This window comes from Burkholderia sp. Z1 (assembly GCF_014893795.1).
In the GTDB taxonomy this organism is placed as follows: Bacteria; Pseudomonadota; Gammaproteobacteria; order Burkholderiales; family Burkholderiaceae; genus Burkholderia; species Burkholderia theae.
Window position 1 is genome coordinate 1,176,205 of sequence record NZ_JACFYL010000003.1, and the last position, 11,781, is coordinate 1,187,985.

Sequence of the window (11,781 nt, forward strand, 5' to 3'; positions counted from 1 at the left end):
CGGACTCCCTGTTATTGCGCGGCCGATGCGGCGGCCGAACTTGCTGCAGCATGGGCGGCGGTGCTTGCCGGCGCGGCGCTTGCCGGTGTGGCGGATGCGGTGTCCGGTGCCGGTGCGAGCTGTGCGGGTACCGACTTCACGGTCGCGCCCGGGCGCACCTTGTCGACGCCCTGCACGATCACGTGATCGCCCGCTTCCAGACCGCCTTCGACGATCCAGTTCTGGCCGTACGTGCCTGTCGTCGTCAACGGACGCGTCTCGACCTTGTTGGCTGCGTTCACCACCAGCGCGATCGCCTGGCCTTTCTGGTCATGCGTGACGCCGATCTGCGGCACCAGGAACGCGTTCTCGTTCACGCCTTCCTCGATCCGTGCACGCACGAACATCCCCGGCAGCAGCACCTTGCCCGGGTTCGGGAAGAGCGCGCGGATCGTCACCGAGCCGGTGGTCTGGTCGACCGTCACGTCCGAAAATTGCAGCTTGCCCGGCTCCGAATAGGTCTTGCCGTCTTCCAGCACCAATGACACCTTCGCGGCGCCCGGGCCGGTCGTCTTCAGACGCCCGCTCTGCACGTCCTGACGCAGCTTCAGCCCGTCGAGGCTCGACTGCGTGAGGTCGACATACACCGGGTCGAGCTGCTGCACCGTCGACATCAGCGTCGCCTGGCTCGCCTGCACGTAGGCACCCGGCGTCACCTGCGAGATACCGACACGGCCCGAGACCGGCGACACGACATCGGTGTAGCCGAGGTTGATCTGTGCGGTGTCGACCGCTGCCTTGCCGGCCGCGACGTCCGCCGCGGCCTGACCTTGCGTGGCCACCGCGTTGTCGTAGTCCTGCTTGCTGACCGCATTCGCGGCCACCAGCACCTTGTAGCGCGCGACCAGCGCGTTCTGCGTCACGAGGTTCGCCTGCGCCCTCGCCAGCGTCGCCTTCGCGCTGTTCAGCGCGGCGACGTACGGTGCCGGATCGATCTTGTAGAGGCGCTGGCCGGCCTTGACGTCCGCGCCTTCGGTAAATTCACGACGCAGCACGATACCGTCGACGCGTGCACGCACCTGCGCGACGAGGAACGCGCTCGTGCGGCCCGGCAGTTCGGTTACCGCCGGCACGGCTTGCGGCTGCACGGTAACGACGCCGACTTCCGGCGTTTGCGGCGGCGGCGCCGATTCTTTTTTCCCGCACGCGGCCAGGAAAACGGCAGCCGTTGCGGCAGTGATTAAGCGGTATGGAACCCGTTCGACGCGCATGGAGCGACCTCTCACAAATAAACGACCTTCAATGGGAATCACCAGGTCTCCTCATGGCCCGCACGCGAAGTCGGAATGCTGTCGCTTCCTTTCCGCCGCGGAGGCGGGCGCGTGTGGCGGGCGTGCACTGCGCCCTGCGGAGCGTTCGTTTGCCGAACTGCTTCCGTGAAAAAAGAATGCCGAGCGCGCGGCCCCGGCGGGCGCGCGTTGCCGCGGCGGCGAACCGGGTCGCTAGCGCGCAGGCCGGAACGCGGCGCCGGCGAATTCGATGAACACTCGCGCGGCGGCCGGCAGACGTGCGGCACGCGCGTGCGCGAGCTTCAACGTGACGGGCGCGAGCGGGCGGACTGGCGCGACTCGAACCAGCGTGCCGGCCGCCAGATCGGCGTCGACGAGATACGCGGGCAGCACCGCGGCGCCCATGCCGGCCACGGCCAGGCGTCGCGCCATCTCGAGATGGCCGACACCCGTATGGCCAGGCGCCGCGTCGGGTCGCAGCCCGGCCGCATACTCGTCGTCGGCCACCGGCAGATCGAGCCGCACGGTCGCGATGTCCGGCCAGTCGCTCGATGCGGCCGCGCCGCCGTGCGCAGCGACGTAACCGGGTGCCGCGACACGCACGGATTCGTACGCGGCCAGCGTATGCAGCGCGTGCGCACCGGAAACCGGCATGCCGTCGGTCAGGAACGCGACATCGATGGCTTCGGATGTCAGATCGACATGGGCATCGGTCAGCGTCACGATCGGCCGCACGTCCGGAAAACGGAGCACGAAGCGATCGAGCAACGCGCTCAACTGGCTGAGCCCGAACGCGACGGGCGCGGCAATGCGCAACACGCCTTCCGGCTTGCTGCCCATCGCGACGAAACGGCCGTCGATCTCGTCGATCGCGCCGAGAATCCGCTCGACGCGCGCGAGATACAGCTCGCCGATTTCCGTCAGCGACTGGTGGCAGGTGCTGCGTTGAAGCAGGCGCGCACCGAGGCGCGTCTCGAGCGCATCGACCAGCCGGCTCGCCATCGCCGTCGACACGCGCAGCCGCGTCGCCGCCCGGCGAAACCCGCCTTCCCTGGCTACCGTCACGAATGCCCGAATCGATTGAAGTTGGTCCATTTGTCCGGTTCCCCTGCGCGGAAGGCTGCCTTTGCATCCATTTGCCTCTGCATCCGCCGCCGCGTCGCGCGCCGGTATACAACGGGCGCAAGCCGGCCTCGGCTGGCCCGATGCACGAACATTCGAATAGCAGTCCTGAGTCTTTTCCGGCGGATCGCGGCGGCGACACGCGCGGCCGGGCCGGCGGCGTCCGCGAGTCATGCGACACTTGCCCGCATCACCCGAGCGCGCCGGAACCCGTTTCTTTCAGCAGGTGCAATAGTATGAAAACCGCCGGGAAATGGCTTGCCCGATCCTGCGATTGTTTTGCCTTAATTTCCGAATTTGTGCGCTGCACACCGCGCGACGACGGGCAATGCAAGCGCGGGCCCTGCAGGTCCGGATGATCGGGCTAATTTCCGACAGGTTTAGGCAATCCCGCGTACGCGACTCGCCGTACGATGTGACCGCCGCGCGAGCGCCCTGCCTGGAGGCCAACAGGGAATCGCAGTCGCGCGCCTTGTACCGACCACTCCGCCATTCGCTCGCACAACATGGAAATCGACGCCCGAACGCCGCCGCTACCGCGCACCACGCCAGGTCACGACCCTCGGTCGCCTGCCCGGTCGCCCGCAGCCCGGCTCGCGGCGCTGATCGCCGCTTACGCGCCACATGACGGCACGTTCGGACTCCCGGTGCGCGGCATGCGCATCGCCCGCGCATCCGCGTCGCCGACACACTGGCACCACGGCGTGCACCACGCGTGCGTGAGCATCATCGGGCAAGGTGCGAAGTCGATGCGCATCGGCGACAACACCTACGTGATCGACGAATCGCGGATGCTGGTCGCGACGGCCGACCTGCCCGTCACCGGCCGCGTGACGCACGCGAACCCGGCCGAGCCGTTTCTTTCCGTCCAGCTCGAACTCGACCCGGCCCGCATCGCGGCGCTCACGCCGCGCGTGTTTCCGCGCGGGCTGCCGAAGGCCGTCGACTGCAGCGCGGTCGACACGCACGATGCATTACCGGAAATCGTCGACGCCGTTGCGCGGCTGATGCAGCTGATCGCGCAACCCGACGACCTTGACCTGCTTGCACCGCTGATCGTCGACGAAATCCTCATTCGCCTGTTGCGTGGCCCGTCGGGCGCGCGCGTCGCGCAGGTCGGCCAGGCCGATTCGACGACGCAGCGCATCTCCCGCGCCGTCGCGTGGATTCGCGACCACTACGTCGATCCGATGTCGGTCGACTCGCTCGCGCGACAACTGGACATGAGCCCGTCGACCTTCCATCACCACTTCCGTGCAGTCACGTCGATGAGCCCGTTGCAATGCCAGAAGGTGCTGCGGCTGCAGGAAGCGCGCCGATTAATGTGCCTGTCGGCGATGGATGCGCGGCAGGCGTGCCGCAGCGTCGGTTATGTGAGCGCGTCGCAGTTCAGCCGCGAATACGCGCGGCTCTTCGGCGAGGCGCCGGGCCGAGACGTCGCGAAGCTGCGCGGCGAAGCGGTGCCGCTGTCCCGCGTCGCGCCGTAGGTCGCTTGCGTCACGCGAGCGCGGGCGGCGCAGCCTGGCTGACGTCGACGCGTTTCGGCAGGATGCCGGCCTGATAGAACACGTCCGCAATGCGCTGCTGATAGGCGAGCGTGTCGCGCGTGACGGGTTCGACGCCGAAGCGCGCGCGGCGGAACGCAAGCGCCACGGCCGGCTCCGGAATCCCCCAGAGCTTCGAGAACTCGGCCGCGCCCTGCGCGCGGTTCGCATCGAGCCATCGCTGAACCGCCGTCAGTTCCGACACGGTGACGTCCAGCACGTCGGCATTGCGCTGCGCATAGCTGCGCGACGCGAAGTAGTAGCCGCGATTCTCGACGAGCCCCGTGCCGTCCGCGACGATACGTGCGCCGAACGCCTGCTGGACCACCGCGAGAAACGGATCCCAGATGATCCACGCGTCGACCGAACGATTCTCGAACGCAGCCCGCGCATCGGACGGCGACAGCCAGACCGGCGTGACGTCCGCGTAGTTGAGCTTCGCGGCCTGCAACAGCCGGACCAGCAGGAAGTGCGTATTCGATCCCTTCACCAGCGCGATGCGCTTGCCGCGCAGGTCCGCAAAGGTCCTGACCGGCGAATCCTTCGCGACGACCACCGCTTCGGCCGCGGGGCCGGCCGGCGTCTGCGCGTAATAGACGAGCGGCGCGCCGGCCGCGAGCGCGAAGATCGGCGGTGCCTCGCCGACGTCGCCGAAGTCGATCGATCCCGCATTCAGCGCCTCGAGCTGTGGCGGTCCCGACGGAAACTCGGTCCACGTGACGTTCACGCCGAGTGTCGCGAGCTTGCCCTGCAGCGTGCCGCGCGCCTTCAACAGGCTGAGCGGCCCTTTCTGATAACCGATGCGCAACGTCCGCGCACCGACCGTGCTCGCCAGCGCGAAGCCCGGGTGAGCGGCGCCCGCCGCGATCGCCAGGCCGGCATGAAGGAGCCGGCGGCGGGTTCTGGATAGTCGGTCTGCCATGTCGTTTCGGATTCGATGGAGTGAGTGCGGATTTGCACACGCATGCGATGAAGCAGGTCGAACCGATTCTAGGAGGTTGGTGCCGCGCGTCGAACCAACGATGTTCGATATCGAAAGCAAGCGTTCTCATAAGGGCGCCGGTTGCCCGGGCATCGTTGCCCGGGTCCATCGTTGCCGACTGCTGGACGCCTTCGATAAAGGCAGGATTGCAAATTAATTGCTTCGCCAGAACGAAGCGCGGTGCACTGCACACTGGCAGCGCCGGACTCAGGAATCCCGGGAATGGCAGGAAGCGTTCAGCGCAGCCTCGTCGGCGGCCAGCATCTCGGGCACGCATTCGCGCAGGAAATCGACGAACGTGCGGATCTTCGCATCGAGATACTGACGCGACGCGTACAGCGTGTAGACCGTCAGCTTCTGCAACCGGTAGTCGGGCAGCACCCGCACCAGCGCACCGCTCGCGAGCGCGGGCAGTGCGGACGACATCGGCAGCGAACCGATCCCGAGGCCGGCACGCAGTGCGCCACCCAGCGCATCGGCGATGTTCACCTGGAAGTCCGGCAACGGCAGGTCGAACGTCTCGTGGCCGTCCGGGCCGTCGAGATGCCAGCGATCACGCGGGAACACCGGCGTGACGATCTGCAGGCACGCATGCCCTTCAAGCTCGCGCACCGTGCGCGGCGTGCCGCGCTCCTTCAGATAGGCGGGCGACGCGCACAACACGCTGTGCACCTCGCCGAGCCGCTGCGACACAAGCCCCGAATCGGGCAACTCCGCCGTGCTCAACTGCAGCGACACGTCGTAGCCTTCGTCGATGATGTCGGGCACATGCTGCGACAGCGTCAGCTCGACCGCGACCGACGGATAGCGCTGCCGGTAGCGCACGACCGCGGGTACGACATAGGCCTGGCCGAAACTCGTCGTCGCGTGGACGTGCAGCCGTCCCGACGGCTTCACCTGTGCGTCCGCCGCCTCGGCTTCCGCTTCGTCGATATAGCCGAGGATGCGCTGGCAGCGGTCGAGATAACGCTGCCCGGCGTCGGTCAGCGCGATGCGGCGCGTGCTGCGGTTGAGCAGGCGCGTGCGCAGATGCGTTTCGAGCTGCGCGACCGAGCGCGATGCGTAGGCCGTCGTGATGTCGAGGCGCTGGGCCGCGCTCGTGAAGCTGCCCTCCTCCGCGACCCGGACGAAAATGCGCATCATCTGTAACGTGTCCATCGACCTGTCCCCGGCATTGAGATCACGTCGCGCCGCCGTGCGGCCATGGTGCCGGCGGCGCCGGCCGAAGCCGGTCTGGCGCGAATTGTGCGGAACAGTACAGCAGCGCTGCAGGCGTGTCCAGTTCGCCGTACGCGGCGTGATCCGGACGCCGAATCGTGTCGCGGAGCAGCCATGCGCGCGACGCCCGGAAGCGGTGTGTATGCGATCGAACGCGCTGACACGCCAGCGGCATCGGGTCGGCAAAAACTACCCGGCGACCACGATGCCGACCCGCGATTTACGTCACGTTTGGCGCGTTACGCGGCCGCCGCATCGAACGGATTGCTCAGCACGATCGTGTCGTCGCGCTCCGCGCCGGTCGTGATCATCGATACCGGCACACCCGCGACCGCTTCGATACGCGCAATGAAATCCTGCGCGGCCTGCGGCAGCGCCGCCCGCTCGCGCACGCCCTTCACGGTGCCGTGCCAGCCGTCGAACCGTTCGTAGACCGGCGTCGCACGCGATTGCGCATCGAGGCTCGCGGGCAGATGGTCGACCCGCGCGCCATCGAGTTCGTAGCCGACGCACAGCTCGATCGACGCGAAACCGTCGAGCACGTCGAGCTTGGTGAGCGCCAGCGAATCGATGCCCGAGATCCTGACGGCCTGGCGCAGCTGCGCGGCATCGAGCCATCCGCAGCGTCGCGGCCGGCCGGTGTTGACGCCGAATTCCTGCCCGCGCGCGCGCAGCGTTTCGCCGGTTGCGTCGGTCAGCTCGGTGAGGAACGGGCCGCCGCCGACACGCGTCGCATACGCCTTGGTCACGCCCAGCACGTGGCCGAGCTTCGACGCGCCGAGGCCCGTGCCGGCCGCCGCCGCCGATGCGACGGTGCCCGACGACGTCACGAACGGGTACGTGCCCCAGTCGATGTCCAGCATCACGGCCTGCGAACCCTCGAACAGGATGCGCTCGCCGCGGTCGGTCGCGTCGTTGAGGTCGGCCCAGACCGGGCGCACGAACGGCAGGATCTTCGGCGCAAGGTCGACCAGCGTCGCCAGCATCGCGTCACGGGAAACCTCGTCGAGCCCCAGGCCACGGAACCAAGCGTTGTGATACTCGACGAGCACGTCGAGCTTGTCGGCAAGCTGGCCGGGTTCCGCGAGATCGCCGACGCGCAGCCCGCGGCGCCCGACCTTGTCCTCGTACGCCGGCCCGATCCCGCGCAGCGTGGTGCCGATGGGTTCGCGACGCAGACGCTCCTGCGCCTGGTCGATCGCGCGGTGAATCGGCAGCACCAGCGTCGCGTTCTCGGCGATCGACAGATTGTCCGGCGTCACCGACAGACCGAGCTCGGCCATTCGCCCGATTTCCGCGAGCAGCGCTTCCGGATCGAGCGCCACGCCGTTACCGATCACGCCGCGCTTGCCGCGCACGACGCCGCTCGGCAGCAGTGCGAGCTTGTACGTCTTGCCGTCGACGACCAGCGTATGGCCGGCGTTATGGCCGCCGTTGTAGCGTGCGACGAGATCGGCCTGTGCGGCCAGCCAGTCCACGACGCGCCCCTTGCCTTCGTCGCCCCATTGGGCGCCCACGACCACCACGTTCGGCATGCTCCATACTCCATGTGAGAAATTCAGACACTGATTCGGCCGAGCTGGCCGTTTGTGTGCCATATTGGCGGAGCTGGATCGCCCGATCAAACGATTAAATCTGAGATATCGCGTGAGGAAATATCACGCGAAACGATACAAATGGCCCGACGCCTCCCCCCGTTGAATTCGCTGCGCGCGTTCGAAGCCGCCGCGCGGCTCGGCAGCTTCACGCTGGCCGCCGACGAGCTGTGCGTGACGCACGGCGCGATCAGCCGGCACGTGCAGCAACTGGAGGCGTGGCTCGGGCGGCCACTGTTCGAACGCCACAACCGGCGCGTCGAACTGACCGACGCCGGCCGCGCGTATCTCGCCGAGGTCGGTGCATCGTTCGACCGGATCGCGCTCGCCACCGCACAACACTTCGGCCACGCGCAGCAGCGCGTGCTGCGCGTCAGTGCGCCCGCGACGTTTTCGTTGAGGTGGCTCGTGCCGAAGCTGTCGTCGTTCCAGGTCGCGCACCCGACCATCGAGGTGCGGCTGTCGACGTCGAACGAGCCGATCGAGAAGCTCCGCGACAAGGTCGACCTGATCGTTCGCGGCGGCCCGCAGGCCATCGACGGTTACGTCGCCGAGGAATTCCTGTCCGAAGTGCGGCTACCGGTGTGTGCGCCAAAGCTGCTGGAGGGCCGGCCGTTGCATACGCCCGCCGATCTCGCCGGCTTCACGCTGCTGCACGCGGCAACCTATCCCGGCATGTGGCCCGAATGGCTCGCGGCGGCCGGACACGCGAATCTCGTGCCGCGACACTCGCTCACGCTCGAGCATTTCTACCTGACGCTGCAAGGCGCGCTTGACGGGCTCGGCATCGCGATGGGACCGATCGCACTCGTCGCGGACGACATCGCCGAAGGCCGGCTCGTGCAGCCGTTCAGCGAACCGGCGTTGCCGCCATGGCGCTACTTCACGTATGTGGCATCCGCCCGCGCGGATGACGACGCCGTGCGAGCGTTCAAGGACTGGCTGAAGATGACGGGAAACGCGGGGGGGTCAGGCGGACGGCATTGACCGCATCGACATGCGGGTCATGCGCGCGATGAAATTGAAATGCAGGATTCCGAATCAAATAACGCGGATTCGTCGAACGTGTTGATCGTCGTTCATGCCGGGCATTCGTTTTTGATGTGCATCGCGTGACCGCGATGCACGACGCAAGCCGCGGATCGAACCGTGGCTTGCTGCGTGGGCAACGCTTACTGGGGGTTCGCCTTCTTCTCTGCGTTCTGCAGGTTCTGCGGATAGTTCGGATCGTTAGCCGCCGGCTTGTAACCAGCGTCCTCGAGTTTCTTCAGCTCGGCGGTATTCTTTGCGCGCGCAGCCTTGTGCTCTGCCTTGCGTTGGGCCTTGGCCGCCTTGCGTGCCTGGCTCTTCGCTGCCTTGGCGTCCTGTGCAGCGGGCGCGCTGGCGTCGGTCTGGGCAAACGCGGGAACTGCCGAGCCGAACAGGAACGCGGCTGCGGTTGCAGCCAACGTGAGTTTTCTGATCTGGATTCGCATCGCTGAACTCTCTTTTCTGGTTTATCACGGATTGAAAGACCGTCGAGATACCGCCCCTGTCCCGATCGGTCGTCGTGTCGCGATCAGGACCTGTGCATCATAACCGTGTCGGGAAAAATGTGGCGCCAACGTGCAAACGGAATTGGGGATACACGTATGGGAGAAAACGCGGGGGTCGCGCGATCGTCGCCTGAGCGGGACAGCGACGGTGTCTCGCGTTTCGGCGCGCGTGCGGATCGTGCGGTTACGGGAAGCGGAAACGTCCGATGAACCTCATGCTTCTGTGAATAGAAGAGGACAGGTCACGCAGTGCGATGCGAGATACCCATGACGATTTCACAGGTGGTGTCGCCGACACGCTCATGCTCGACGTGATCGTCATCACACGACCGCGATCACCGTTGCAGCAGTCGACCTGTGTGCCACGTTGCCAGTCGACGCGGTTCAAGCGACGGTTTCTCCCATAGACGGCCACGATTCGGTTCGTTTGGCGATCAAGGAACTTCACTCTGGGCCGCGGTGATTAATCCGGCGACCTATCGCAGCACTGTGATGTAGATGGTTACCTCGGCAGAAACACATTGCGGTGCGGCATGTATGACGAAAACGGTAGACGCCAGACGCAAGGTGAAGCCGTCGATCGGCATCGCCTCACGGGTGCACCGAGGAAACCGCTCGGACGAGCGATGCTCGTCTCGCGAAAGTTGCTTCTGCGCTGAAGTCGCCACAAGACTGGTTGGTCCGCACGACCGTGCGTGCCGACACATCAGGCACCGCACATACGTGCCACAGGTCCTTTATTTGATCGTGTCGGTGGGCCGACATCCGCCGCTCGCCCGGGTCTGCACAGCTTGCATATACCTGTGGGGCAGCCGCGTCGGTGAGCTTTTACGGGATTCGGACGTTCTGGAAGGTGAGCCTATTCGGGATTGTCGTTCGGATTCGGGTGCGGTGAGCTTCGTGGCTGACGGTATCTTCACTTTGGCTCGCAACGAGCCTGAGATCGACCCAGGAGCCGACGCTGTGTACTGACGGCGCAGGCCACGATGTTTGCTCCAGGGAAGCCGTCCTGACCCCTCCTCGCGACCCGGCGGCACAGCATTGCTCGTCGGTTGACTCCCAAAGGTAGAAAAGTTGGAAGACCTCCGGGTGGCGAAGCGGTCCTCGATCCGTTTCCTCTGTGCACAGTCCACAGGCTAAATGTGACGAGGCGCGTCGACAGACGATCGGAAAAAACTTGTCCGCGGACGGGGAAGCACGAGTGCAAAAAACCACGCGCGTTCAGACCAGGATGATTTCGAACTGCTGTGGGTGAAACCGAAGGTGTCCGCGTTTTTGGTCGCGGATGGGTTTTGCCGGTCAATCGCCGGCACGTGGGTAGCCGCGCCGTTGATTTTTTGGTCCCATAAAAGGGAACCTGTCAGTGAAAACGGGCTTTTTCATCCCGATTTCCCCCATAGGTTTCTACGTTTCGCCTCATGTGAGTGGGTACTCACCTCTTCCGGAAGCCCTGTCGGGCCTGAAGCCTTGGTGGAACAAGGCGCCAGGGCATTGCTCGGCAGGCCTGAATCGTGGCATCGGGACGCTTGGCGTCCCACAGACGGCTCCCATTGGTAGCGGTTTATGGGGCTTGTCTTTCTATGTCTGCACACGTGTGTTTACATCTTTGGTTAACAACGTTTACTTCTTTAACTACTTTTAGACGGCTCACAGCCTTATTCCATAAGGGTTTGAGCCTTGTTCGGTACCCATTTATGGGAGCACAGGTGGAAGGGTCTGGGGCTTTAGGTCTGTGGATTTGGGGTTTGGGGTACCGGGTTGTGGGGAATCGGGGTTGTGGATATGGGGCAAGCGTACCCGGTTATGGGAAATCGACCGTAAAACGCGTGGGGTAGTCGTCTATGGGAACACATGAAGGTAGCCTTTTATGGGGTGCTTTTATCGATCCGTAAGTGTCTGGTTGCACAGCGAATTTCTTTGGGTAGCCATTTGTGGGGCATCTCGAAGGTATCCGTTTATGGGTGGCATCCGGGATCGATCGATTGCATTTCGCCATGGTGCTCTGTGTACGGTTCCCATAGACAGGATCGCTGCAGCAAACAGGTAACCCTTTATGGGGAACATGATTGGTTGCTGTTTATGGGAGCGATTTCTACCTTCGAGACCGAAAATAACGCAACCCGCGAAGCCGACGTCTGCCGACAGGTACCCTCCTATGGGAATCGATGAAGGTAGCAATTTATGGGAGCAAAACGCGACTGTGCTGCAGGGCACCACGAATTCGGCCGACGATCGCAATTCCGCTCGGTTGCTTCCCATGGATGGGTACCTTCCCGAGGGCAAATCTCGTGCCGGGTTTCTGTGCCCGAACATGAAAGGTAGCGGCTTGTGGGACGTATTTTGGCCAAAAGGTAGATGGATATGGGGCTCCGCGCAGATCGATTAATCGGAAATTTCCCTTTTACATCTGCAGCTTAGCCGCGAAAGTGCAAGTGATGCAGGAGCAAGGACGTTGCCCCCCGGCGAGAAAAGGTATAAAGTCCGCTTCCAACACGGTCACCTTATCCGGACATCACG

General features: G+C 64.8%; 8 protein-coding genes. 2 read left to right on the forward strand and 6 right to left on the reverse strand.

Annotated elements, in window-relative coordinates; genetic code table 11:
* Window positions 1-11: 11 nt before the first annotated feature.
* Window positions 12-1,250: an efflux RND transporter periplasmic adaptor subunit gene (locus tag H3H55_RS37175; protein ID WP_193103075.1), complete on the reverse strand. Its 1,239-nt coding sequence runs from the start codon at window positions 1,248-1,250 to the stop codon at window positions 12-14.
* Window positions 1,251-1,481: 231 nt separating this feature from the next.
* Entirely contained in the window at window positions 1,482-2,363 is an 882-nt protein-coding gene (locus H3H55_RS37180; protein WP_193103076.1) for a LysR family transcriptional regulator, read from the reverse strand.
* 683 nt (window positions 2,364-3,046) lie between these two features.
* Between H3H55_RS37180 and H3H55_RS37185 the strand changes: the two genes are divergently transcribed.
* Window positions 3,047-3,877 carry an AraC family transcriptional regulator gene (locus tag H3H55_RS37185; RefSeq protein WP_226800715.1) on the forward strand — a complete coding sequence of 277 codons (831 nt, stop codon included), beginning with the start codon at window positions 3,047-3,049 and terminating at the stop codon, window positions 3,875-3,877.
* A gap of 10 nt (window positions 3,878-3,887) precedes the next feature.
* Here H3H55_RS37185 and H3H55_RS37190 read toward each other — a convergent pair whose 3' ends face one another.
* The 3 genes from H3H55_RS37190 to H3H55_RS37200 all read right to left on the reverse strand — a co-directional run bounded on the left by H3H55_RS37190 (window position 3,888) and on the right by H3H55_RS37200 (window position 7,669).
* Window positions 3,888-4,856: an aliphatic sulfonate ABC transporter substrate-binding protein gene (locus H3H55_RS37190; RefSeq protein WP_193103078.1), complete on the reverse strand. Its 969-nt coding sequence runs from the start codon at window positions 4,854-4,856 to the stop codon at window positions 3,888-3,890.
* Window positions 4,857-5,123: 267 nt separating this feature from the next.
* On the reverse strand, window positions 5,124-6,074 hold the full coding sequence (locus H3H55_RS37195; protein ID WP_193103079.1) for a LysR family transcriptional regulator: 951 nt from the start codon (window positions 6,072-6,074) through the stop codon (window positions 5,124-5,126).
* A 299-nt stretch (window positions 6,075-6,373) separates the two neighbouring features.
* Window positions 6,374-7,669, reverse strand: a complete 1,296-nt coding sequence (locus H3H55_RS37200; protein ID WP_193103080.1) for an adenylosuccinate synthase — start codon at window positions 7,667-7,669, stop codon at window positions 6,374-6,376.
* 141 nt (window positions 7,670-7,810) lie between these two features.
* Here H3H55_RS37200 and gcvA point away from each other — a divergent pair, with 141 nt between their 5' ends.
* A complete protein-coding gene (gene gcvA, locus H3H55_RS37205) occupies window positions 7,811-8,716 on the forward strand; it encodes a transcriptional regulator GcvA (protein WP_193103081.1) in 906 nt (301 codons plus the stop codon).
* A gap of 185 nt (window positions 8,717-8,901) precedes the next feature.
* Here the strand turns inward: gcvA and H3H55_RS37210 are convergent, their stop codons facing one another.
* Window positions 8,902-9,204, reverse strand: a complete 303-nt coding sequence (locus tag H3H55_RS37210; RefSeq protein ID WP_129517566.1) for a DUF4148 domain-containing protein — start codon at window positions 9,202-9,204, stop codon at window positions 8,902-8,904.
* Window positions 9,205-11,781 lie beyond the last annotated feature (2,577 nt).

What these genes read in the sequence shown, in the direction of transcription:
- H3H55_RS37180 (WP_193103076.1), bottom strand. Translation starts at nt 2,363, where the DNA reads ATGGACCAACTTCAATCGATTCGGGCATTCGTGACGGTAGCCAGGGAA.
- H3H55_RS37195 (WP_193103079.1), bottom strand. Translation starts at nt 6,074, where the DNA reads ATGGACACGTTACAGATGATGCGCATTTTCGTCCGGGTCGCGGAGGAG.
- H3H55_RS37200 (WP_193103080.1), bottom strand. Translation starts at nt 7,669, where the DNA reads ATGCCGAACGTGGTGGTCGTGGGCGCCCAATGGGGCGACGAAGGCAAG.
- H3H55_RS37190 (WP_193103078.1), bottom strand. Translation starts at nt 4,856, where the DNA reads ATGGCAGACCGACTATCCAGAACCCGCCGCCGGCTCCTTCATGCCGGC.
- H3H55_RS37210 (WP_129517566.1), bottom strand. Translation starts at nt 9,204, where the DNA reads ATGCGAATCCAGATCAGAAAACTCACGTTGGCTGCAACCGCAGCCGCG.
- gcvA (WP_193103081.1), top strand. Translation starts at nt 7,811, where the DNA reads ATGGCCCGACGCCTCCCCCCGTTGAATTCGCTGCGCGCGTTCGAAGCC.
- H3H55_RS37185 (WP_226800715.1), top strand. Translation starts at nt 3,047, where the DNA reads ATGCGCATCGCCCGCGCATCCGCGTCGCCGACACACTGGCACCACGGC.
- H3H55_RS37175 (WP_193103075.1), bottom strand. Translation starts at nt 1,250, where the DNA reads ATGCGCGTCGAACGGGTTCCATACCGCTTAATCACTGCCGCAACGGCT.